This is a genomic window from uncultured Frigoribacterium sp., from assembly GCF_963515265.1.
Lineage (GTDB): Bacteria > Actinomycetota > Actinomycetes > Actinomycetales > Microbacteriaceae > Frigoribacterium.
On sequence record NZ_CAUPYL010000024.1, the window covers coordinates 1 to 23,518 of the forward strand.

A 23,518-nucleotide genomic window follows, 5' to 3' on the forward strand; every position below is an offset into this window, starting at 1 on the left:
CCCACGACGCGCGCGGTGTCCAGTGTGCGCCGTCCTGCCCCGCGTCGAGCGAGTCGTCGCTGCCGAGGGCGGCGAGCAGCGCCTCGCGGCCGAGGCCGGCGCGCTGCAGCGCCCGCAGCTCTCGCTCGTTCACCCCGGCGGGCAGGTCGCCGTTGCCGAGGTCGGTGCCGTAGAGGACGTGGCCGCCCCGCTCGCGGAACCCGCGCAGGTTCGTGATCGCCACCTCCTGCGCCTCGTCTCCGCGGTGGATGTCGAGCGTGCTGATCCACGTGCCGTCGGCCGCGCGGTCGAGCAGGTCGTCGGGCAGCAGCTCGCTGAACGGGGCGTGCGCGAACCGGAGCAGTCCGGCGTCGAGCGCGCGGCGCACCTGCCCGTGGCCCTGCACGTGCGCCACGGTCAGCAGCCCGACCCGGTCGGCCGCGACCGCGATCGCCCGCAGCACGTCGTCGTCGAGGACGGGCCCGACGTCGCTGTTGAGGGTGAGCTTGACGACGGAGGCGCCGAGGTCGCGCATCCGCACGACGGCCCGCTCGGCGTCGGCGGCGTCGGCCACGGCGACGGACGCGTCGTCGGGCGCCCAGCCCGCTCGCGACGGGTAGCCGCCGGGAGGGCAGAGGAGGCCGCCCGCGACCTGCACCTCGGGCCAGCCGGCGTCGACCCGGCCCCGTTCGGGCCAGAGCGCGGCGACGTCGGGGCTCCAGCCGAGGTCGAGCACCCGGCCGATGCCGCCCCGCACGAGCTGCTCGGGCTCGATCAGGCCGAGGTGCACGTGCGAGTCGGTGAACGGGGAGAACAGCGTGCCGGGCAGGTGCGGCAGGGCGGCGTCCGCGCCGTGGCCGGCGTCGACCGCCCCGACGAGGTGGATCGCGGTCGGCGACACGCGCACGACGCTCGGGCCGTGCCACCTGCCCGACCAGGCCCGGTCGACGGTGACGAGTCGCGCCTCCTGCTGCATGCCCCCACCGTAGGGCCCGTCGCTCAGCCGGGCAGCACCGCCCGGCTGGCCCGGGTCACGTACGGCAGGCGGACCACCTCGGCGCGACGGGTGTCGGGGTGCGTGTCGAAGAGCTGGCCCACGTCGCGGAGCACCTGGGCGCGGTCGTCCTCGGACAGCGTGATGACGTAGCTGCGCGACGCGATCATGGCGAGCAGCTCGTCGCGGCCGAGCTCGTGCACCCACGGGAAGTCGCGGCGCTCGATCGGGGCGAAGGGCTCGCCGACCGTGGGCGCGTCGGACGACATGTCGCGCTCGGCGGGGGAGTGCATCACCTGCGACAGCTCGGCGAGCCAGGGCACCGTCTCGTCGCGGATGTTCCAGAGCAGGGCGAGCGTGCCGCCGGGCCGCAGCACACGGGCGACCTCGGGGACGGCGGCCCGCGGGTCGACCCAGTGCCAGGCCTGCGCCACGAAGACGGCGTCGGCCGAGGCGTCGTCGAGCGGCATGGACTCGGCCGACCCGGCGAGCGACCGCGCCTCGGGGACGGCCCGTTCGAGCGCCGCCCGCATGCCGTCGCTCGGCTCGACCGCGGTCACCTGCTCGACGCGCGGCAGCAGCACGCGGGTCAGCTTGCCGGTGCCCGCGCCGAGGTCGACGACGTGCCGGGCGCCCTGCGGCAGCAGCCACTCGACCGCCTCGACCGGGTAGGAGGGGCGGCCGCGTTCGTAGACGTCCGCCGCCTGGCCGAACGAGGAGGCGAGGGTGCTGAGGGGGTCGGCCGGATCGAAGCCGTGCGCGTGCATGGTCGGGTTCACGCGACCACTGTCGCATGACTCACGGCGTCACACGGCTTCGTTACGCGCCGCCTCCGGAGCACCATGGCTGCATGACGCAGACACCTCCGCAGCCGCTCCGTGTCGTCGCCGTGTCGGGCACGCTGAGCTCGCCCTCGAAGACGGACGCGCTCGTCGACGCCGTCCTCGACGAGCTCGCCCTCGTGCTGCCGATCGAGCGGCACGTGATCCGGGTGAGCGAGCTCGGGCCGCTCTTCGCCGGCGCGCTGACCCGCGACCAGCTCGACGAACGGGTCGAGCGCGAGCTCCGTGCCGTCGAGGGGGCCGACCTGCTGATCGCGGCCTCGCCGGTCTACCGCGCCTCCTTCACGGGGCTCTTCAAGCACTTCTTCGACTTCGTCGAGCAGTACGCGCTGGTCGACGTGCCGGTGCTGCTCGCGGCGACGGGCGGCAGCGAGAGGCACGCGCTGATCCTCGAGCACTCGCTGCGGCCGCTGTTCGGCTTCTTCCAGGCGCTGACGCTGCCCCTCGGCGTCTACGCGCACGCCAGCGACTTCACCGATCGCCGCGTGACGGCGCCGCTGCTGCAGGAGCGCATCCGGGCCGCGATCGCCCGGGGCCTGCCCCTGATCCGGTCGAGCGTCGACGAGAAGCGTCGCATCGAGCGTGCCGTCAGCGGCGTGGGCGACGAGCTCGACGCGCTCCCGACGCCGACCGCCCAGGACGCGACGCCGGTCCGGCTCTACAGCTGACGTCCCGCTCTGGGGGAGGTGGCCCTCGGCATCGTGTGCTTAGGGTGGAGCGTGCCTGACGAGACCCCGACTCCCGAGACCACGCCCCGAGACGTCGCCGTCGCCCGTGCCGAGATCCGCGACGACGAGGCCAAGCGCGTCATCGGCATGCTCGCTGCCGGCGAGCTGCCGCGCCGTGCCGCTCAGTGGGTCGCCGACGGGGTCGACGACGACGCGGTACGCGAGCTCGCCGCCGCGACCGGGCGCACCGAGGAGGAGCGGGTCGGCCTCCTGGAGCGCCTCGCCGCCGCCCAGGGACTCGGCTTCCCGACCACGCGCGAGGCCCGCGCGCACCACGGCCAGAGCGTGATCGCGTCGATGACCGCGTCGTCCGCGGCGGGCGACTCGCTGTCGTTCTCGAACTCGTTCAGCGACACGATCGAGGAGTCGGTGCGCGACTCGATCTCGCGGCTGTTCCCGCGGCGCAAGAAGTAGGCCGCGCGCGCCCGGGGCTGGGCGGCCGCACCGGAAAGCGAGACACATCGGCGTCCCGAGCGGTCAAGGACGCCGGTGCTGCGGCTGACGACAGGGGGATCCCTCTCAAATTTGAGAGGGATCCCCCTGCGGTGCGACTCAGGCCTTCGCGACCTCGAGCTCGACGACCGCCCACGACAGGGCGGGCAGCGTCAGGCGGACGCTGCCGCCGTCGACCGTGACGCCGTCGAGCGGCACGAGGCCGACCGCGTCCTGCGCCTCGACGGTGTTGGCGGTGAAGCGGTCGCCGCCCTCCGGCACCGCCAGCACCTCGGCACGGACGACCCGGCCGTCCGCGAAGCCACGGAGGACGAGCTCGACGTCCGCCGCCTCCTCCAGCCCGCGGTTGGCGAGGAAGAACGCGATGCGCCCCGTCTCCTCGTCCCACGTCGAGCTGACGTCGACGAGGTCGGCGTCTCCGTACTTGGGGGTGTCGATCTTGTCGCTGGTGACCTGCGTGCGGAGGATCTCGCCCTGGGCCAGCGCCGCCATGCGGGCGAACGGCCAGAAGATCGTCTGGCGCCAGGCGGGCCCGCCCTGCTCGCTGCGGATCGGGGCGATCACGTTGACGAGCTGGGCCTGGTTGGCGATCTTGACGCGGTCGCCGTGGCGCAGCAGCGAGTTGAGGAACGTGCCGACGACGACCGCGTCGGTCACGTTGTACTGGTCCTCGATGAGGCGCGGGTGCTCGACCCAGCCCTTCGAGACGTTGTGCGGCTGGTCGTCGGTGTCGAGGCCCGTCTGGTACCAGACGTTCCACTCGTCGAACGAGATGTGCACCTGCTTGTCGTGCTTGCCGGCGGCCTTGACGCCGTCGATCGTCGAGACGACCTCCTCGATGAAGGCGTCCATGTCGACCGCCGTCGCGAGGAAGCTCGTCGCGTCGCCGTCGTGCTCCTGGTAGTAGGCGTGCATCGAGACGTAGTCGACCTCGTCGTAGGCGTGGGTGAGCACCTCGTGCTCCCACGTGCCGAAGGTCGGCATGCCGCGGCCCGAGCTGCCGACCGCGACGAGCTCGATGCTCGGGTCGACGAATTTCATGGCCTTGGCGGCCTCCTGGGCGAGGCGGCCGTACTCGGTGGCCGTCTTGTGGCCGATCTGCCAGGGGCCGTCGAGCTCGTTGCCGAGGCACCAGAGCTTGATGTCGAACGGGTCGGCCGCGCCGTTGGCGATGCGGCGGTCGCTGAGGGCCGTGCCGCCGGGGTGGTTCGCGTACTCGACGAGCTCGCGGGCCGCGTCGACGCCGCGGGTGCCGAGGTTGACGGCCTCCATCACCTCGACCTCGGCGAGCTTCGACCACTCGACGAACTCGTGCAGGCCGAACGCGTTCGACTCGACGGTGTGCCACGCGCCGTCGAGGCGGCGGGGGCGCTGGTCGACCGGTCCGACGCCGTCCTCCCAGTTGTAGCCGGAGACGAAGTTGCCGCCGGGGTAGCGGACGACGGTCGCGCCGAGCTCCTTGGTGAGGGCGAGGACGTCGCGACGGAAGCCCTTCTCGTCGGCGGTCTCGTGGCCGGGCTCGTAGATGCCGGTGTACACGCACCGGCCCATGTGCTCGACGAACGAGCCGAACAGGCGGCGCGGCACGGTGCCGATCGTGAACTCGCGGTCGACGGTGATGCGGGCGGTGGTCATGGTTCTCCTAGGTAGAGGGGGAGCGGCGTGCTGGCGGGTGGTCGGTCGGTGAGGAGGTGCGGGTCGAGGAGGCGCGGGTCGCTACTGCCCCCCGAAGCCGGTGGTCGAGATGCCCTTGATGATCTGCCTCTGGAAGAACAGGAACACCAGGATGAGCGGGAGCGCCGCCAGGATCGCCGCGGCCATGTTCTGCGCGTACTGGATGCCGTAGGCGCTCTTGATGGTCTGCAGGCCGACGGGCAGCGTGAGCAGCGACGCGTCGTTGGTGACGATGAAGGGCCAGAGGAAGTTGTTCCACGCGCCGATGAACACGAAGATCGACACCGCTCCGAGGATGGGGCGCGACAGGGGCAGCAGGATCGTGAAGAAGACCCGTATGCGCCCGGCGCCGTCGACCCGGGCCGCGTCCTCGAGCTCGATCGGCACCTGGTCGAAGAACTTCTTGAGCACGAACACCATGGCGGGCGCGATGGCCTGCGGGAGGATGATGCCCCAGTACGTGTCGACCATGTCGAAGGCGAGCATCTGGTAGAACAGCGGCACGATCAGCACCTGCGGCGGGATGATGATCGACGCGATCGTCGCCACGTAGAGCCACTTCTTGCCGCGGAAGTCGAGCCGCGAGAACGCGTAGGCCACGAGGGCCGAGGTCGCGACGACGATCAGCGTGATGACGATCGAGGTCAGAAGGCTGTTGAACAGCCAGGTCGGGATGTTGCCCTGCTCGAGGATCGCCCGGTAGGCCTGCAGCGTGAAGCCGCCCGCGGGCAGCCAGGTCTGCGGCGTCGCGGCCGCGTCGGCCTCGCTCTTGAACGACGTGGCCAGCGACCAGAGGAACGGCAGCAGCCAGAGCACGGCCAGCACGACGAGGACGACGATGCTGAGCACGCCCATGACGCCGAAGCGCTGCTTGCCGGGTGCGTGGCCGTGGCTGCCGCCTCCTCGGCTGGCACCTCGGACGCGCTCGGCGGTGGGGGCTCGCAGGTCGCCGCCGGGCGTTGCGGCAGGGGCGACGGCAGGTGCGGTCATCGCTGGGCTCCCTTGCGGTTGCGGGCCGTGATCGAGAACTGGGCGATCGAGATGACCACGATCACGGCGAAGAAGATGTACGAGATGGCGCTGGAGTAGCCGAAGCGGTAGCCGGTGAAGCCCGACTCGAAGATGTACTGGACGGTGGACCGCGTGGTGCCCGCCGGCCCGCCGTTGGTCATCTGGTAGATCTGGTCGAAGACCTTGAGCGACGCGAGCACCTGCAGGATCACGATGAGGCCGGTGGTCGGGCCGAGCTGCGGGATCGTGATCGACCAGAGCGAGCGCCAGCGGCCGGCGCCGTCGAGCGAGGCCGCCTCGTACTGCTGGTCGGGGATGTTCTGCAGGGCCGCGAGGTACAGCAGGAAGTTGAAGCCGACGGTCCACCAGACCGTCGTGGCGACGACGGCGATCATGGCCGTGTCCGGGTCCTGCAGCCAGGCGGGCTGCGGCAGCCCGAGCGTGGCGAGCACGTTGTTGATCGGGCCGAGGGTCGGGCTGTAGAGCTGGATCCAGAACAGCGAGACGACGGTCGACGCCAGCAGGTACGGCAGGAAGAAGCTGAGCCGCCAGAGCCACTGGCCCGGCAGGCCCGTGTTGACCAGCAGCGCGAGCACGAGCGCGACCGCGACCAGCGGGATCGTGCTGAGGATCGTGAACCAGAACGTGTTGAGCATCGAGCGCCACATGGCGCCGTCCGCGAAGGCCTCGGCGTAGTTGGCGAAGCCGATCAGCTCGCCGCCCTGGCCCGTCAGGCTCTGCCCGGTGAAGCTCAGGTAGAGGCCGTGCAGGAGGGGCCAGACGAGGAACAGGGCGAACAGGATCGTGAACGGGGCGGCGAAGCCCCAGCCGATGCGGTTCTCCTTGTGGGCGCCGGGGCGCAGGCGGGTGGTCGTCCCGCCGCCGGTGCCGCCGGCGCGGGCGCGGCTGCCGGTGGTGGCAGGGCTCCGGTCGGCGGGGGCTGCCGGGGTCGTGACCGTCGTGGTCGTCACAGATCGACTCCTTCGTCGTCGTGCAGGGCTGGGTCGTCAGGGAGGGGGAGGAGGAGCGGCTCGGCTCACACCGGGGCGGGGCGGCCGAGCTGCGTGTTCACCCGGTCGACGAACCGCTTCATGCCCGTCGCCGCGTCGTCCTTGGCGAGGACGACGGACTGGATGCTGTCGAGGAAGTACGTCTGGAAGTCCGATCCCGAGCCGGTGAACCAGGCGGGCGGGTCGTAGTTCAGGTACTCGGCCGCCTCGGCGTAGTGCGCCTGGGGGATCAGGTCGGCGTACTCGCTGCTGTCGACCACGGGCCCGTACGCGGGGATGTGCCCGGCCTCGGCCCACGAGATCGAGTCCTTGAGGATGGTCGAGACCATCTTGTACACGTCCTCGCGCTTCGTCTCGTCGACGGTGCTCTGCCGGGGCAGCACGAACGCGTGCGAGTCCGCGTAGACAGCGGGGGTGCCGAACAACGTGGGGATGATGCTCGCGTCGTAGGGGATGCCCGACGCGGCGGCGCTCGGCACCTCCCACACGCCGGTGAAGAGCATGCCGCTCTCGCCCGAGACGAACTCGGCGATGCCCGACTGGATGTCGCTCGCCTCGGCCATCACGGTGCCGTCGGTCATCTGCTGCATGAACTCGAGGGCGGTGACGGCCGCCTCCTCGTCGTACTCGACGGTCCCGCCCTCGCGGAGCTCCATGTCGGCGCCCTGCTGCTTGTAGAACGTGTAGAACATGCGCCAGAGCTGGGCGCCGTCGTTGAGGTACCCCCACGAGGCGCCGTGCTTGCCGGTGACGGCCTGCATCGCGGTCGCGACCTCGAGGAACTGCTCAGGGCTCGTCATCTCGGCGAGCTGCCCGTCGGGGCCGAGGACGCCGGCCTGGGCGGCGATGTCGGTGTTGTACAGCAGGATGAACGGGTGCGAGTCGAGCGCGACCGAGTACAGCTGGTCGCCGCTGAACCCGGCCTTCCAGACCGCCGGTGCGAAGTCCTCTTCTCGGAGGCCGTACGAGGCGAGCTTCTCGACGTCCCACGCGTCGAGCAGGCCGCCGGGCGCGTAGCCGGGCACCCGTGACGCGTGCATGATCGCGACGTCCGGGGCGCGGCCGCCGGCCGACGCCATGGCGAGCTTCGTGTAGTACGGCGTGCCCCAGGCGAGCACGGTCTGCGTCGCGTGGAACTCGGGGTTCTGCTCGTTGGCCTGGTCGACGAGGGCGGACATCTTCACGCCGTCGCCCCCGCTCAGCAGGTGCCAGAACTTGAGCTGCTCGACCGTCGCGCCGGAGGCGGTGGTCGCACCGGTCGCACAGCCCGAGAGGGCGGTGGCCGCGAAGGCGGTGCCGAGCAGGGCCGCGCCGCCGACGAGGACGCCGCGGCGGCTGAGGCCGGTGCCGGTGGCGTCCGCGCTGCTGCGGGGCGGACCGTCTTCGGTGGTGCCTCGGCGGCGGCGGCTGCGGGCGGGGTGGTCGGGCAGGGTCATGTTCACTCCTTCGTGACGTGTGACTGCTCGCAATATACCATCGTTGTAATCGGCGCGCAAGGGCTGCCGCACCGCTTTTCGTGCACCGCACCGCGTCTAGACCCGGTGCGGTGCACGAAACGCGGTGCAGTGTCCCTCCACGCCGTGCGGCCAGCCTCGCGCGGGTGGCCCTTGCCCCGAGGAGGCGGCAGCCGCGAAGGTGGAGCGGTGATCGATCCGCACGTGCCAGCGTCCGTCTCCTCCACCGACGTCCGCCCACAGGCTGCCGGCTCGGCCGACTTCTCGGCCTCCGCCGACTCGGCCGGTTCCCGCGACGGGCGGCCGGCGGTCCTGCGGTTGACCGCGTTCGCCGACGGGCCGGGCGGCGGCAATCCCGCCGGGGTGGTGCTCGACGCGTCCACGCTCGACGACGCGCAGATGCAGCAGATCGCCGCCGAGGTCGGCTACGCCGAGACCGCGTTCGTCGTCGAGGGGGCCGTCGGGGGCGACGACCGTGCGCTGCGCACCCGCTACTTCTCGCCGATCGCCGAGGTGCCGTTCTGCGGCCACGCCACGATCGCGACGGCGGTGGCCCTGGCCGAGGAGCGGGGCCCGGGCGCGTTCCGGTTCGGGACGGCCGTCGGGGAGGTGGTCATCGACACGAGCACCGACGGCGACGGGGTGCTCCGTGCCGCGTTCACCAGCGTCGAGCCGCTGACCCGTGCCCTCGAGGCCGGCGTGGTCGACGAGCTGCTCGGCCTGCTCGGGCTGGACCGCGACCACCTCGACCCCGCGTGGCCCCTCGAGGAGGTGTTCGCCGGCAACTGGCACCCCGTCGTGCCCGTGCGCTCGCTGGCGCACTTCGACGCGTTCGGGTTCGACCCCGACGCGGTGCGCGAGCTGATGGACCGACAGGGCTGGGCGGGCACCGTCACCGTCGTCTGCACGGAGGGCGTCGAGCTCGCCGCGTGCGTGCCTGCGTACGACGAGCTGCCCGGGATCGAGGCCCGCAACCTGTTCCCCGTCGGCACCATCACCGAGGACCCTGCCACGGGATCGGCGGCCGCCGCCCTCGGGGCGTACCTGAGGGCTGTCGGCCTGCTGGCGCCTCCTGCGCGGTTCGTGGTGCGCCAGGGGCGGCACGTCGGACGTCCGAGCCTCCTCACGCTCGACGTGCCCCCGACCGGCGGCGTCACGGTCAGCGGGACGGCGAGCCTCGTCGTCGGCTGATCGAGCGCCGTCGCGAGCGGCGTCGGCCCTCAGCCTCAGCCCTCGGCGTCGAGCTGCTTCGCCCTGGCCATGATCACGCTGGCGACGGTGCGGATCGGGTCGTTGCGGCCGAGGGCGGCCGACAGCTCGTGCTGCAGCTGCAGCGACTGCTCGGCGGTGAGCTCGGGCGACGAGATCGAGTCGGTGACTGTGTCGTAGGTGATGCGCACGATGTCCTCCTGGTGGGTCGGTGAGCCTCGACCCTGTCACGGCGGCGGGCTCCGCGCGCCCCCTTGACTGAGGCGCCGTCGCCGGCGCCGCGTTCACTGCCGGGTCGGTGCCGACGGTTCAGGGCTCGTGTGACGGTCCAGCCGCCGCCGTGCTCTCGCGGCGGACGATCTCGTGCGGGATGATCGCGAGCTCGGGCGGGCGGTCGCGGTCGGCGATGCGCGCCGCCAGCAGCTCGAGCGTGCGCTCGGCGAAGAGCCGCTTGTCGAGGCGCACGGTCGTGAGCGGCGGAAGCGTGAAGCGGCCGTCGGCGATGTCGTCGAAGCCCGCGACCGAGACGTCGTCGGGCACGCGCAGTCCCGCCGCCCACAGGGCGTGCACGGCGCCGATGGCGAGCGAGTCGGTGAAGCAGAAGAGCGCGTCCGGCGGACCGTCGGCGGCGAGTCGCCCGCGCACGGCAGCCGCGCCGGCCTCGGGCGACCACGCTCGACACGACCATCGCAGCGCCGGGTCGACGGGCAGGCCGGCCGCCTCGTGCGCCTGCTGCCAGCCGAGCGTGCGCGCGCGGGCCGTCGCGGTGTCGAAGCCCTCGCCCGAGCTGCCGAGCACGGCGATGCGACGGTGCCCGAGCTCGATCAGGTGCGTGGTCATGTCGCGGGCGGCCGCGACGCTGTCCACCCTGACCTGGTCGACGAGGCTCTGCTCGACCTCGCCGATCACGACGACCGGCGGCAGCGAGACCGCGCCGACGATGGCGCTCTCGTCGAGGCTCACCGGGTTGAGCACGAGCCCGTCGACGAGGTGCTCCTTGCCCCGCAGCAGCAGCTCGCGCTCGCGCTCCGGGCGCATGCCGGTCTGCTCGAGCTGCACCGACCAGCCGCGCTCGTGCGCGACCTCGACGAACCAGTGCGACATCTCGGCGCTGTACGGCGTCGTGAGGTCGGGGAACGCGAGCGCGATCGAGCCCGTGCGGCCGTTTCGCAGCCCTCGTGCGCTCAGGTTGGGCACGTAGTCGAGGGCGGCCACCGCCTCCTCGACGCGCGCCTTCGTCTCGGCACTGACCCGCACCGCCCCCGTGACGACGTTGGAGACCGTCTTCGGAGAGACGCCCGCCCGGGCGGCCACATCCTTGACCGTCGCTCGCATCCGCCCAGGCTACTGCCGCGCCGCACGTCACTGCGGCGGCCGCCCTCAGCGGCCGCGGCCTCGCACCCCGAAGTGGACAATGCACCCCGTCGTTCCGGGGTGCATCGTCCACAACGGGGTGCAGCACGCCGACCGCTACGCCGAGGCCAGCACCTTGACGATGCGCTGCAGCGACACGCTCTCGCTCGGCCGCAGATCTTGCGCGAAGAGGCTGATCCGGAACTCCTCGAGCATCCACCGTGCGCGCACCAGCGACGGAGGCGCCCCCTCGGCCGGCGGGAACGCCCCGCCCGCCGCCTCGTACCGCTCCGTCGCCTGCTGCACCTCGATCAGCCACGCCCGGTCGCGCGACGGCGCCTCGAGCAGCTTCGCCGTGCGGCGGGTGATGCCGACGAGGTAGACGGGCACGCGCTGCAGCTGCTGCAGGCCGGTGGCGGAGACGAAGCCCGGGTACACGAGCCGGTCGCGCTGCTGCCGCATGTCGGTGAGGGCCGTCAGCAGCGACATGTTCGTCGCCGCCTTCATCGCCTTGTCGGCGTCGCGCGCCGCCGTCAGGGTGCGCGCCACGAGCGACACCGTCTGGAACATCTGGTCCATCACGGCGCCCGACACCCGGTCGCGCACGGTGAGGAACTCCTTCTTCGTGTACAGCTGCCCGTCGGGCTTGACCCGGTGCAGCACGTCGTCGACGACCGCCACCAGGCAGTCGGCGAAGAGGGCGGACGTGTTCTGGTACGGGCTCGTCGCGAGGATCAGCTTCTCGGGCGCCGTGAGGTGCTGCTGCACGTAGGCGACCGGGCTCGGCACGGCGAGCATGAGGAGGCGGCGCACCCCCCTGGGCGTCTCGCGCGCCTGGTCGGCAGGCGTCGCCATCAGGCGGATCGCCACGGAGGCGCCCTCGTCGACCAGCGCCGGGTACGCCCGGATCACGGTGTCGCCGTGCCGCGTGTCGACGACGGTCGGGAGCTCGTCGAAGTCCCACGAGGTGAGGCCGCTGCGCTCGATGGCGTTCGCAGGGGCGGCGGTCGCGGCGTCGGGGCGACCGCCCTCGGGGCCGCCGCGTCCTCGTCGGCCGCGACCCGCGCCTCCTGCGCCCTGGCCCTGGGTGACCCGCGCGACGCTCTCGCGCATGTCGTCGCTCAGCCGGTGCTGCAGCTCGTCGAGCGACTTGCCCGCACCGACCGTGCGACCGCGCTCGTCGACGACCGCCCACGTCACGCGCAGGTGCGCGGGCACGCGCTCGAGGTCGAAGTCGGCGGCGTCGACGGGTGTGTAGGTCAGCTTCTTGATGACGGAGGCGAGCGTCGCGGTGAACGACTCGGCGACGTCGTGCGGCGGGTCGGCCGGCAGCTCGGCGGTGATCTTCGACGCCCAGTCGGCGGCGGGCACGACGTTCTTGCGGATCTGCTTCGGCAGCGACTTGATCAGCGACGTCACGAGCTCGTCGCGGAGGCCCGGCACCTGCCAGTCGAACCCGGCCGGCCGGAGGCGCGCCAGCAGCGGCAGGGGCACGACCACCGTCACGCCGTCGTCGTCGGCACCCGGCTCGAACTTGTAGCGCAGGGTGAGCGTCTGGTCGCCCTGCCGCCACGTGCTCGGGAACCCGGCCTCGTCGACGTCGGGCTCGTCGTCGCCGAGCAGGTCGGCGGCGGTCATCGTGAGGAGGTCGGGCGTCTCCTGCTTGGCCTTGCGCCACCAGCCCTCGAAGTCGCGGGTGCTCGTGACCTCGGCGGGCACGCGGCGCTGGAAGAACTCGAACGCGGCGTCGCCGTCGACGAGGATGTCGCGGCGGCGGGTGCGCTCCTCCACCTCGGTGAGCTCGCGGATCAGCTGCTGGTTGGCCTTCTCGAACGACTGGCGGCTCTCCCAGTCGCCCTCGACGAGGGCGTGCCGGATGAAGAGCTCGCGCGCGTAGCCGGGGTCGATCCGGGAGAACTGGATGCGCCTCCTCGGCACGATCGGGACGCCGTAGAGCGTCACGCGCTCGTAGGCGACGACCGAGCCCTGCTTCTTCTCCCAGTGCGGCTCGCCGTAGCTGCGCTTCACGAGGTCGGGGGCGAGCGGCTCGGCCCAGGCCGGGTCGATCGCGCCGTTGACTCGCGCGAAGAGGCGGCTCGTCTCGACGAGCTCGGCGCTCATGATCGCGGCGGGCTGCTTCTTGGCCAACGAGCTGCCGGGGAACACCAGGAACCGCGTCTGGCGGGCGCCGACGTAGTCCTTCTTCTGCGGGTCGAGCAGGCCGATCTGGCTGAGCAGGCCGGCGAGCAGGCTGCGGTGCACGCCGTCGGGGTTCGTGCTGCGCTCGCCGACGTGCAGCCCGAGGGGCTTGGCCGCCCGCAGCAGCTGGCGGTAGACGTCCTGCCACTCGCGCACGCGGAGGTAGTTGAGGTACTCCTCTCGGCAGAGGCGCTTGAACGCGTTGCCGGTGAGCTCGTCCTTCTTGTCCTCCAGGTGGTTCCAGAGGTTGAGGAGCGTCATGAAGTCGCCCTGCGGGTCCTTGAAGCGCGCGTGCGCCTCGTCGGCCTGCGCGCGCCGCTCGAGCGGACGTTCGCGCGGATCTTGGATGCTCAGCGCCGCGACGATCGCGAGCACCTCGCGGGTGGTGCCGTGCACCTTCGACTCGACGGCCATGCGGGCCAGGCGGGGGTCGATGGGCAGGCGCGTCAGCTGCTTGCCGACGCGGGTGATCTGGCCGCCCTGGGTGACGGCACCGAGCTCGCGCAGCAGGTCGAGGCCGTCCTTGATTCCGCGGCTGTCGGGCGGTTGGAGGAACGGGAACGCCGCGATGTCGCCGAGGCCGAGCGAGATCATCTGCAGGATGACGGCGGCGAGGTTCGTCCGGAGGATCTCGGGCTCGGTGAACTCGTCCCGCTTGTCGAAGTCGGTCTCGCTGTAGAGCCGGATCGCGATGCCGTCGCTCGTGCGGCCCGAGCGGCCGGAGCGCTGGTTCGCGCTCGCCTGCGAGATCGCCTCGATGGGGAGGCGCTGCACCTTCGCGCGGGTCGAGTAGCGGCTGATGCGGGCGGTGCCGGCGTCGATCACGTACTTGATGCCCGGCACGGTGAGGCTGGTCTCAGCGACGTTCGTCGCGAGGACGATGCGGCGTCTGGTCCCGGCCGTCGGGCTCGGCTGGAAGACACGGTGCTGGTCGGCCGCGCTCAGGCGGCCGTAGAGGGGCAGCACCTCGGTCTGCGGCAGGTTGCGCGCCCGGATCGCGTCCTCGGCGTCGCGGATCTCGTTCTCGCCGCTGAGGAACACGAGCACGTCGCCCGAGCTCTCCCGGGCCAGCTCGTCGAGGGCCTCGTTGATGCCCTGCAGGTAGTCCTTGTCGTCGGCGCGCTGCCTCGGGTCGCCGGCCCGCGCCTCCTTGGCTCGCCGGGCTGCGGCGCCGGGGCGGCCGGGCTCGCCGCGGCGGCGCCCGTCGTCACGTCGGGAGTCGTCGCGTCGCGCAGCCTGGCGAGCCGGGGCCGGGGCGTCGTCCAGCTCGTCCAGGTCGTCGACGTCGCGGTCGTCGTCGGCCGTGGTGTCGTCGGCGACGAGCGGACGGTAGCGGATCTCGACCGGGTAGGTGCGGCCCGAGACCTCGACGATCGGCGCACCGTCGAAGTGCTGCGAGAACGACTCGGGGTCGATGGTCGCGCTCGTGATGATCAGCTTGAGGTCGGGCCGACGCGGCAGCAGCTGCTTCAGGTACCCGAGCAGGAAGTCGATGGTCAGGCTGCGCTCGTGCGCCTCGTCGATGATGATCGTGTCGTACCGCTTCAGCTCGCGGTCGAAGTGGATCTCGTTCAGCAGGATGCCGTCGGTCATCAGCTTGATCTGCGTGTCGGCGCCGACCTTGTCGGTGAACCGCACCTGGTAGCCGACGAGCCCGCCGACCTCCTCGCCCAGCTCCTCCGCGATGCGCTCGCTGATCGTGCGTGCGGCGATGCGGCGCGGCTGGGTGTGCCCGATGCTGGTGCGGCCGAGCTCGAGGCAGATCTTGGGCAGCTGCGTCGTCTTGCCCGAGCCCGTGGAGCCCGCGACGATGACGACCTGGTGGTCGCGGATCGCGGCGGCGATGTCGTCGCGTCTCTGGCTGACCGGCAGCTCGGGGGGATAGGTGATGGTGGGCGACATGAGCCCTCCATCGTAAGCCGCACGGGCTGGGGAGCGCTCCCCGCAGTGCTCCCTCCCCTCGGGTCGCGTACGGGGCGGCGTCCCCACCAGGTGTGGACACGAGGAGGCGCGGGTCGGCCTGCACGGCAACCTCGCTCTCATGACCCTCACGAACCGCTTGCTCGCCGCCTCCTCGTCCGCCGCCTCCCCGTCCGCCGCCTCCCTCGGTGCGGCCTCGCCGCTGGCCGTCATGACCGATCCGCTCTGCGTCTGCGTCCTCGACGTGCTCGAGCACGGCGCGCGGGCGGCCTCGCAGCTCGTCGCCGAGGCGTCGCGACGGCTCGGCCCCTCGGCGGGCGGCCCGGAGTTCGTCGCCTCTCGAGTCGCCCTGCTGGTCGCGTCGGGCTTCGTGGAGGCCAGTGATCCGCCGCCGGGCTCGGCCGCCGGGGCCGAGACCGTCCTGTCCGTCGCCGAGCGGCGGTCGTGCGAGCTGCTCGACGCCCTCGCGGAGGCGGTGGCCGAGGTCCGCGACGCCGGTGACGTCCAACAGGAACAGGACCTCGTCGACGCCCTCGAGGCGGCATGGGCCGCACGCGACGGCCGGCGCTCGGGCCTCCGCGGCGTCGACGAGTTCCGTGCCTCCGAGGCCGGTCGCCGCCACGCGCGTCGGGTCGCCGAGGGCACGCTCGGCCAGCCGGGCTCGCCCTTCGCCGCAGGGTGAGGGGAGGCGTGTCCTTCCTCGGCGTGCTGCGGCGGCGGCGGCCTGCGGACTCTCCGCTGTGGGGGTGTGAACGCGCTCTGGTTGTTCCGTCACGGAACGGAGCGACCACGCCGAGGGTCGAGGTGCCGCGAGTGCTGATCCGTCACGGAACGGAGCGATCACACTGCGGTTCGAGGTGCACCGAGTGCTGATCCCTCACGGAGCGGAGCGATCACATCGCGGTTCGATGTGCTCCGAGTGCTGATCCGTCACGAGAGGGAGCGACCATGGACGACCTGATCCGTCCTGCTCTCCACGCCGACCCGGCCCCTCGTCGCGACGACGGGCCGCCCGGCCAGGAGCAGGGCGAACGCGGTGCGTCGCCCACGGCGCGTCGTGGACGCCCGCGTCGTCGCTCTGCCGGATCGCGGGCGATGCATCCCTTCGAGGTCCTCGGCGACGTGACGAGGCGGGAACTGGTGGAGGTGCTCGCGATCGGCCGGCAGACGTCGGGCGATCTCGCGAGCATCCTCCACGAGCGACGCGCCGTGGGGTGGTCGAGCGTGTCCCAGCACCTCGGGGTGCTGCTCGAATCGGGCTTCGTCGTCGTCGAGCAGGACGGCCCCCGGCGCTGGTACCACCTGCGCGACGACTGGCTCGACCTCGTCGCGGCGGGGCTCGACGAGCTACGACGTGCCTGGGACGAGGGTGCGTCGTCCCGAGAGCTGGGCGCCGGTCCTGCAGTGATGGCTCGACGGATCCGGACGGGCGACGTCGTCCTCAGGGAGCCGGGCGATCCGGTGCCGCCGCTACGGGACGCCAGGCGGGGGCGCAACGGACTCGACCTCAGCGCCCGCGGCGTCGGTCGGAGCCACTGGAGCGACGACGCCGACGGCAGCAGCGACCTCGACTGACGCGGCCCTGTCCGTGTTCCGTTTCGTGACGGATCAGGCTGGGTGGCCCTGTCCTTATTCCGTTTCGTGACGGATCAGGCTGGGTGGCCCTGTCCGTGTTCCGTTTCGTGACGGATCAGGCTGGGCGGCCGAGATCAGGGGAGGGGCTGTTCCGTCTCGTGACGGATCAGGCTGGGTGGCCCTGTCCGTGTTCCGTTTCGTGACGGATCAGGCTGGGCGGCCGAGATCAGGGGAGGGGCTGTTCCGTCTCGTGACGGATCAGGCTCAGCAGAGAGTCCCCTCCTCCCGCGGGGCCGACGGCCCGACCCGCAGCAGCGACCTGCCGTCCCGGTGCCGACCGTGTGGCCGGGTGCCGAGTGTTCCGCGTCGGGCCCGGGCCGGTGTCGGTGGTCCGGACGATGATGAGCGTGTGTCAGCCGTTCACCCGACGCTCCCGTCACCGTCACCGTCACCGTCACCGACGTCCCTCCTGCCTGCCTCGGTGCCGCCGTCGCTCCGCGAGTGGGGGCTCGACGTTGTCGACGAGCTGCTGATCGTCGGCGGGCTCGATCCGGACGCCGCCGTCTGGCAGGTCCGCGACCGCTCCGGCGACGAGTGGGCCGTGAAGGCGACCCGGCGTGACTGCCGGTTCGGCCTCGCGCTCGCCGCCGCCCTCGGCCCCGACTCCGGTGTCGTCGCCCCGCTCCCCACCCGGACGGGTGACCACTGGTCCGAGCGTGACGGGCTGCTCGTCTCGGTCTCGCCCTGGGTCCTCGGCGACGACGCCGCGGAGGACGGCCGGGGCCTCGACCTCGACCAGTGGGCCGAGCTGGGCGCCGTCGTCCGTCGGGTGCACGACCAGCCGCCTCCCTCGTCGGTCGCCCCGCTGCGCGCCGGCGTCAAGCGGACCGGCCGCCGGGCCCGCGTGCGCCTCCGTGACCTCGACGCCCGCTTCGTCGGCGCAGGCCAGGCGCCCGGGGTCGACCCCGAGCTGGCCGAGCTGTGGCACGCCCATCGAGACCGGCTCCGCCACCTCGAGACCACCGCCCTCCGTCTGAAGGAGGCGCGGGGCACGACCGTGAGGGTGTCCTGCCACGGCGACCCGCACCTCGGCAACGTCGTGGTCGACCCTGCCGGCCGCCCCTGGCTCATCGACCTTGACGAGGCCACCGTCGCTCCGCGCGAGGTCGACCTCGTGCTCGTCGAGCTCGGCGTGCTGCCCGGGCTGCCCGTCGAGCCCGAGCACCGCGCGGCGTTCCGCGGCGGGTACGGCGACGACGTGCGGCTCGACGAGGACCGCATCACGCGCTTCGGCTGCGTCCGCGCACTGGAGGACGTCACGGCGGTCTTCGCGGCGCTGGAGGGAGCACACTCTCCGCAGCACTCCGGCGACCTGGTCGGGGTACGCGTGGGCCTGGACGCCCTGCTCGGCACCAGCGGGCTCGTGTCGCTGGTCGAGGAACGCCTGTCCCGCTCGTCGCCCCCGACCGGCCAGCCGTCACGCGACACCTGATCCACGGCGCCGACCACGCAGCACCGCAGCACCGATCACGCCGCCACCCAGCACCGCAGCACCGATGACCACAGCACCGATGACCGCAGCACCGATGACCGCAGCACCGATCACCTCAGCACCGATCTCGACAGCACCGACGCCAGGAGAACCGACATGACGACCCGACGCACGACCCGACGCACGACCCGACGCACGACCGCGGCCGCCGCGGCCACCCTCGCCCTCGCCGCCGGGCTATCCGGCTGCAGCGGCTTCACGGGCGGCTCCGACGACGACGCCGACGGCGCCCTGACCTTCACGACCTGGGCCAGCGAGTCCGAGCAGGACAGCTTCGAGAAGCTGGTGGCCCAGTTCGAGAGCGAGCACGACGGCGCGACCATCGACCTCAACGTCGTGCCCTACGACCAGATGTTCTCCAACATCGACGCGCAGCTCTCGACGGGCGACGCTCCCGACGTCTTCCGCGTCGACTACGGCAACCTCGGCGTCTACTCGAGCCAGGGCCAGCTGCTCGACCTCACGGGCCAGATCGACGACGAGGACTCGTTCCAGCCCGCGATGCTCGAGGCCGTCTCGTACGACGGGGCACCCTACGGCGTGCCGCACCAGACCGACGTCTCCGCGCTGCTCGTCAACACCGAGCTGCTCGCCTCAGCCGGCATCACCGACCTGCCGACGAGCCAGGCGGACGCCTGGACGTGGGACGAGTTCGGCGAGGTCGCGACGAAGCTCCGCGCGAGCCTCCCCGCCGACCAGTACCCGTTCGGGGTGAACTGGCAGCAGGGCGGCACGCCGCGCTGGCTCAGCTGGTTGTTCCAGGCCGGCGGCGCCCTGCTCGCCGACGACGGGACGACGAGCGAGATCGACTCGCCCGAGGCAGCAGAGGCGCTCGGCTTCACCCAGTCGTTCTTCGAGCAGGGGTGGGTGGCGCCGAGCAGCAGCGTGAAGTCGACGACGTACGCCGACACGGAGTTCGGCGAGCAGACGACGGCGATGGCGTTCGTGGGCTCGTTCCTCGTGCCCGAGCTCGCCTCGACCGACTTCGACTGGACAGCCGTGCCGATGCCGGTCGACGAGCGCGGGGCGACCGACCTCGGCGGCAACGCCCTCGTCGCGACGGCCGACACCGACCAGGGCGAGCTCGCGACCGAGTTCCTGAACTTCATGGCCTCGGCGGACGCGATGACCGAGTTCTGCGCCGCGACCAACGAGCTGCCGACCCGGACCGACATCGACGCCTCGTCCATCGACTTCGCCGTGCGGCCCGAAGTGATGCCGGTCTTCGTCGACCAGGCCACGACGATCGAGCCGAGCGACGTCAAGCAGCTGACCTCGCCGTACCTCGCCGAGATCACCGTCGCGATGCAGGACGAGCTCGAGGCGGCGTTCACCCAGGGGAAGTCGGTCGACGACACCCTGAGCGCCCTGGACGAGGCCGTCGGCCAGGCCACCGACTGATGACGGCGCTGCCGGGTGCGCGCCGTCCCGGACGACGCGCCGCCCGCCTCCGGGAGAACCTGGTCGGCTGGGCCTTCATCGGGCCGAACCTGGTGCTGCTGTCGGTGTTCCTGCTCGTGCCCATCCTCTGGGCCGTGCAGCTGTCGTTCCAGGAGACCCGCGGATTCGGCGACCCCGAGTGGGTGGGCGGGGCCAACTACGCCCGCATGGTCGCCGACCCCGTCTTCTGGCAGACGCTGGGCAACACGGTGCTCTTCACCGTGGTCACCGTGCCGGTCGAGATGGCGCTGGGACTGGGGCTGGCGGTCCTGCTCGACGGCGTCCTGCCCGGGCGACGCACCTGGCGGACGATGCTCGTGCTGCCGATGGTCATCTCGGGCGTCGCCAGCGCCATGATCGCCGTCATCCTGTTCACCGAGGCGAACGGCCTCGTCAACAAGGTGCTGCGCGCCCTCGGACTCGGGGCGGTGCCGTGGCAGTCGGACGGCGCGCTCGCGATGGTCTCGGTCATCGTCACGATGATCTGGCTGCGCGTGGGCCTCAACATGATCATCTACCTGGCGGGCCTGCAGTCCGTCTCGCCCGAGCTCTACGAGGCCGCCGAGCTCGACGGGGCCGGTGCCTGGCAGCGGTTCCGCTCGATCACCGTGCCGCTCGTCGGGCCGTCGACGTTCTTCCTGCTGGTGCTCAACGTGATCGCGTCGTTCCAGGTCTTCGACCTCGTCTTCGTGCTCACCGGCGGCGGCCCCGGCTACTCCACGTCGGTGCTCGGCACCTACGCCTACCGCAACGGCTTCCAGATCCGCGAGCAGGGCTACGGCGCCGCGCTCGGCGTCGTGATCCTCGTCGTGACGCTGGCCTTCACCGTCGTGCAGTGGCGCACCAACCGCACCCGCGACCTCACGGAATGACGAGGACCCGATCGTGACCACGCCCCAGTCCCTGGCCGACGCCCCCGCGGCCGGCGCACCCCGCAGCACCGTCCGCGGCGCCGATCGCGTCGCGGGCGTCCGTGCCCCGCGCAGGCGACCACGTCGCCGCGGTGGCTTCGTCGCCCTCCGCACCGTCGTCGCCGTCGTGGCGTCCGTCGTCGTCGCGTTCCCGCTGGTGTGGATGCTCGTCGTGGCGTTCTCGCCGCGGGGCGAGGTCTTCGGACGCGGCCTGCGCCTCCTGCCCAGTGCCCTGACCCTCGAGAACTTCGAGCGCGTGCTCGAGCGGTACCCCGTCGGCGCGTGGTTCGGCAACTCGATCGTCATCGGGGTCTTCGTCACCGTGCTGACGGTCGTCGTGAGCCTGCTCGCCGGGTACGCCTTCGCACAGCTCCGCTTCGTCGGGCGCACGGCGGTGTTCCTCGTGTTCCTCGCGACCCTGATGATCCCGGTGCAGGCGATCATGGTGGCCCAGTTCCGGCTGGTGAACGGGCTCGAGATCTACGGCACCTACTGGGCGGTGATCCTCCCGTCGGCAGCCACGGCGTTCGGGGTGTTCCTCGCGCGCCAGTTCATGCTCGGCATCCCGCAGGAGCTGATCGAGGCCGCCCGCCTCGACGGTGCCGGCCCGATCCGGGTGTTCACCCTCATCGTCCTGCCGCTGAGCGGCCCGTTGGTCGCCGTGCTCGTGTTGCTCACCCTGCTGGGCAGCTGGAACGACTTCGCCTGGCCGCTGATCGCCCTCAAGGACCCGGACCTCTACACGCTGCCCGTCGGGCTGCTCTACCTGAAGGGCCAGACCAACCCCGACTACAACGGGATCATGGCTCTCGCCGTCATCTCGGTGCTGCCGATGGTGGCGCTGTTCCTCGCGTTCCAGCGGTTCTTCGTGCAGGGCTTCGTGCGCAGCGGGGTGCGGTAGCGGCGAGGGGCACGGGCCGGCGGAGATCCCGACCGGAGACCCGGCCTGGCTCCCGGCGCCGCGACGTAAGATCCGACCAGGATCACCACTCGTCAACGGAGACGGAGCACCCCGGCATGACCTCGAACACCGCAGTCACGGACGCACCAGCCACCGGCCCTTCCACCCCCACCGGCCCGTCCGCCCCCACCGGCCACGCGACGGCCTCGGTCGCCGCGATCCTCGGCGAGGCGGCCACCCGGTACCCCGACGACGTCGCCGTCGTCGTCGGCCCGCAGCGCACCACCTACCGGGAGCTCTGGCAGCAGTCGCTCGCCTACGCCGGCGCCCTCCGTGCCCGCGGCGTGGGCGAGGGCGACCGTGTCGCGATGCTCGTCCCGAACGTCGCCGACTTCGCCCGCGTCTACTACGCGACCCTCGCGCTCGGTGCCGTGGTCGTGCCCGTCCACGCGCTGCTCAAACGTCACGAGATCGAGTACGTGCTGCACGACAGCGGCTCGTCGCTGCTCGTCTGCGCGGCCCCGCTGCTGCCGGAGGGGGCGGCCGGGGCGCAGCTGGCGGGAGTGGACGTCGTGACGGTGCTCGCGCCTCCGGCGACCGACGCCGGCACGGCCGTCGTGCCCTCGGCGCCCGACCGCCTCGAGTCGCTCGCCGCCGAGGCCGAGCCGCTCACGACCTACGTGCCGCGGCACCCGTTCGACACGGCGACGATCCTCTACACGAGCGGCACCACGGGCCAGCCGAAGGGCGCCGAGGGCTCGCACTTCGCGCTGCTGCACCAGGTCGACACGAACCTGATGAGCACCTTCGACATGCGCCGGGGTGACGTGCTGCTCGGCGCCCTGCCCCTGTTCCACACCTTCGGGCAGACCTGCACGATGAACACCGGGTTCCGGGCCGGCGCGACGATCGTCATGCTGCCGAAGTTCGACGGCGACGCGGCGCTCGCGGCCATGGTCGAGCACGGCTGCGAGGTGTTCATGGGCGTGCCGACGATGTACATGGCCCTGCTCGACGCCGCGACGCGGTCGGAGGCCAGGCCGCCGCTCCGGTACGCGATCTCGGGCGGCGCCTCCCTGCCGCTCGCCGTGCTGGCGAAGTTCGAGCAGGTCTTCGGCGCCCCGGTGCACGAGGGGTACGGGCTGACCGAGACGTCGCCGGTGGCGACGTTCAACCACGTGGGGCGGCCGCCGCGGCCCGGCACCATCGGCACCCCGATCTGGGGCGTCGACGTCGAGATCGCCGACTCGTCGGTCGAGGACAGGATCGTGCTGCTGCCGCACGGCGAGATCGGCGAGATCGTCGTCCGCGGCCACAACCTGATGAACGGCTACCTCGACCGGCCCGAGGACACCGCCAAGGCGATCGTCGACGGCTGGTTCCGCACCGGGGACCTCGGCACCAAGGACGACGACGACTACCTCACCGTCGTCGACCGGACCAAGGACATGATCATCCGCAACGGCTACAACGTGTACCCGCGCCAGGTCGAGGAGGTGCTCGCCCAGCACCCCGACGTGACCATGGCCGCCGTCTTCGGCGTGCCGCACGAGACGCACGGGCAGGAGATCGAGGCGGCCGTCGTGCTGCGGGCCGGTGCGACCGTCGCACCCGAGGAGCTGGTCGCCTTCGTCTCGGACGAGATCGCCGCGTACAAGTTCCCCCGCGTGGTGCACGTCGTCGACGCGCTGCCCCTCGGCCCGAGCGGCAAGGTGCTGAAGCGCGACCTCGTCGCGCGGTTCGGGGCGAAGGAGGCGGCCGTCACGCCGTCCTGACCGGTCGCGCCCGCGGCACGTCCCGTCCGACCGCCTCTCGGCGCGCCCCTGCTCGCGCCGCCTGATGCCGAGGGCGGGTCTCCGTCGCCGAGGGCGGGTCCGCGGCGACCCGCCCTCGATGACGCCGACCCGCCCTCGACCGGGTCGGTACTATCGGCGCGTGATCGGCATCGTGCTCGCGGCACTGCTCTGGGGCACCACCGGCACGGCGGCGAGCCTGCTGCCCCCGTCGGTCAGCCCGCTCGCGACCGGCGCGGCGACCATGTGCGTCGGCGGTCTGCTGCTCGCGCTGACGGCGCCGAGGCGGGCCGCGTCGGTGCTCCGAGGAGGCGGCGCCTCCTGGCGCTGGATCGTCCCGGGAGCGCTCGCGGTCGTCGCGTACCCGCTCGCGTTCTACTCGTCGATGTCGCTGGCCGGGGTCGCCGTCGGCAACGTCGTCTCGCTGGGGACGGCGCCGCTCTTCGCGGCGCTGCTCGAGCGGCTGCTCGACCCGGCCGCGCGCCGGCGACGGCTCGACCGGCGCTGGGCGGCCTCGGCC

General features: G+C 72.1%; 20 protein-coding genes. 11 read left to right on the top strand and 9 right to left on the bottom strand.

Annotated features, from left to right (window positions below; all coding sequences use genetic code 11):
* Positions 1-955, bottom strand: a 955-nt coding sequence (locus RWM17_RS04340; protein ID WP_314101695.1) for a hypothetical protein, incomplete at its 3' end; no start/stop codon positions are given.
* Positions 956-978: 23 nt separating this feature from the next.
* Complete coding sequence (locus RWM17_RS04345; RefSeq protein ID WP_314101697.1) at positions 979-1,752, bottom strand: class I SAM-dependent methyltransferase; 774 nt, start codon at positions 1,750-1,752, stop codon at positions 979-981.
* 71 nt (positions 1,753-1,823) lie between these two features.
* Between RWM17_RS04345 and msuE the strand changes: the two genes are divergently transcribed.
* Positions 1,824-2,483 carry an FMN reductase gene (gene msuE, locus RWM17_RS04350; RefSeq protein WP_314101699.1) on the top strand — a complete coding sequence of 220 codons (660 nt, stop codon included), beginning with the start codon at positions 1,824-1,826 and terminating at the stop codon, positions 2,481-2,483.
* A 51-nt stretch (positions 2,484-2,534) separates the two neighbouring features.
* Entirely contained in the window at positions 2,535-2,957 is a 423-nt protein-coding gene (locus RWM17_RS04355) for a hypothetical protein (protein WP_314101701.1), read from the top strand.
* 138 nt (positions 2,958-3,095) lie between these two features.
* Here the strand turns inward: RWM17_RS04355 and RWM17_RS04360 are convergent, their stop codons facing one another.
* From RWM17_RS04360 to RWM17_RS04375, 4 genes are all read right to left on the bottom strand, one after another.
* Entirely contained in the window at positions 3,096-4,631 is a 1,536-nt protein-coding gene (locus tag RWM17_RS04360; RefSeq protein WP_314101703.1) for an alpha-N-arabinofuranosidase, read from the bottom strand.
* A gap of 81 nt (positions 4,632-4,712) precedes the next feature.
* Positions 4,713-5,660: a carbohydrate ABC transporter permease gene (locus RWM17_RS04365; protein WP_314101705.1), complete on the bottom strand. Its 948-nt coding sequence runs from the start codon at positions 5,658-5,660 to the stop codon at positions 4,713-4,715.
* The gene (locus tag RWM17_RS04370) at positions 5,657-6,652 is read right to left on the bottom strand and encodes a carbohydrate ABC transporter permease (RefSeq protein WP_399540068.1); all 996 of its coding nucleotides are present in this window, start codon (positions 6,650-6,652) and stop codon (positions 5,657-5,659) included. The genes RWM17_RS04365 and RWM17_RS04370 overlap by 4 nt, the downstream gene beginning before the upstream one ends.
* 65 nt (positions 6,653-6,717) lie before the next feature.
* Positions 6,718-8,127: an extracellular solute-binding protein gene (locus RWM17_RS04375; RefSeq protein ID WP_314101707.1), complete on the bottom strand. Its 1,410-nt coding sequence runs from the start codon at positions 8,125-8,127 to the stop codon at positions 6,718-6,720.
* Positions 8,128-8,334: 207 nt separating this feature from the next.
* Between RWM17_RS04375 and RWM17_RS04380 the strand changes: the two genes are divergently transcribed.
* Positions 8,335-9,336, top strand: coding sequence for a PhzF family phenazine biosynthesis protein (locus RWM17_RS04380; RefSeq protein WP_314101710.1), 1,002 nt, complete (start codon positions 8,335-8,337; stop codon positions 9,334-9,336).
* A gap of 35 nt (positions 9,337-9,371) precedes the next feature.
* Here the strand turns inward: RWM17_RS04380 and RWM17_RS04385 are convergent, their stop codons facing one another.
* From RWM17_RS04385 to hrpA, 3 genes are all read right to left on the bottom strand, one after another.
* A complete protein-coding gene (locus tag RWM17_RS04385; protein WP_314101713.1) occupies positions 9,372-9,545 on the bottom strand; it encodes a hypothetical protein in 174 nt (57 codons plus the stop codon).
* A 118-nt stretch (positions 9,546-9,663) separates the two neighbouring features.
* Positions 9,664-10,689: a LacI family DNA-binding transcriptional regulator gene (locus tag RWM17_RS04390; protein ID WP_314101714.1), complete on the bottom strand. Its 1,026-nt coding sequence runs from the start codon at positions 10,687-10,689 to the stop codon at positions 9,664-9,666.
* 135 nt (positions 10,690-10,824) lie between these two features.
* Positions 10,825-14,808 carry an ATP-dependent RNA helicase HrpA gene (gene hrpA, locus RWM17_RS04395; RefSeq protein WP_314101715.1) on the bottom strand — a complete coding sequence of 1,328 codons (3,984 nt, stop codon included), beginning with the start codon at positions 14,806-14,808 and terminating at the stop codon, positions 10,825-10,827.
* 139 nt (positions 14,809-14,947) lie between these two features.
* Here hrpA and RWM17_RS04400 point away from each other — a divergent pair, with 139 nt between their 5' ends.
* The 8 genes from RWM17_RS04400 to RWM17_RS04435 all read left to right on the top strand — a co-directional run.
* Positions 14,948-15,508, top strand: coding sequence for a hypothetical protein (locus RWM17_RS04400; protein WP_314101717.1), 561 nt, complete (start codon positions 14,948-14,950; stop codon positions 15,506-15,508).
* Positions 15,509-15,774: 266 nt separating this feature from the next.
* A complete protein-coding gene (locus RWM17_RS04405; protein ID WP_314101719.1) occupies positions 15,775-16,401 on the top strand; it encodes a hypothetical protein in 627 nt (208 codons plus the stop codon).
* Positions 16,402-16,882: 481 nt separating this feature from the next.
* A complete protein-coding gene (locus RWM17_RS04410) occupies positions 16,883-17,893 on the top strand; it encodes an aminoglycoside phosphotransferase family protein (protein WP_314101721.1) in 1,011 nt (336 codons plus the stop codon).
* Between the two features lie 156 nt (positions 17,894-18,049).
* Positions 18,050-19,354, top strand: coding sequence for a sugar ABC transporter substrate-binding protein (locus RWM17_RS04415; RefSeq protein WP_314101723.1), 1,305 nt, complete (start codon positions 18,050-18,052; stop codon positions 19,352-19,354).
* A complete protein-coding gene (locus RWM17_RS04420; RefSeq protein WP_314101725.1) occupies positions 19,354-20,265 on the top strand; it encodes a sugar ABC transporter permease in 912 nt (303 codons plus the stop codon). Before RWM17_RS04415 ends, RWM17_RS04420 begins: the two co-directional genes overlap by 1 nt.
* A 13-nt stretch (positions 20,266-20,278) precedes the next feature.
* Positions 20,279-21,205 carry a carbohydrate ABC transporter permease gene (locus tag RWM17_RS04425; protein ID WP_314101727.1) on the top strand — a complete coding sequence of 309 codons (927 nt, stop codon included), beginning with the start codon at positions 20,279-20,281 and terminating at the stop codon, positions 21,203-21,205.
* A gap of 116 nt (positions 21,206-21,321) precedes the next feature.
* A complete protein-coding gene (locus tag RWM17_RS04430) occupies positions 21,322-22,980 on the top strand; it encodes a long-chain fatty acid--CoA ligase (protein ID WP_314101729.1) in 1,659 nt (552 codons plus the stop codon).
* Between the two features lie 160 nt (positions 22,981-23,140).
* A partial coding sequence (locus RWM17_RS04435; protein ID WP_314101731.1) for an EamA family transporter occupies positions 23,141-23,518 on the top strand: 378 nt, incomplete at its 3' end.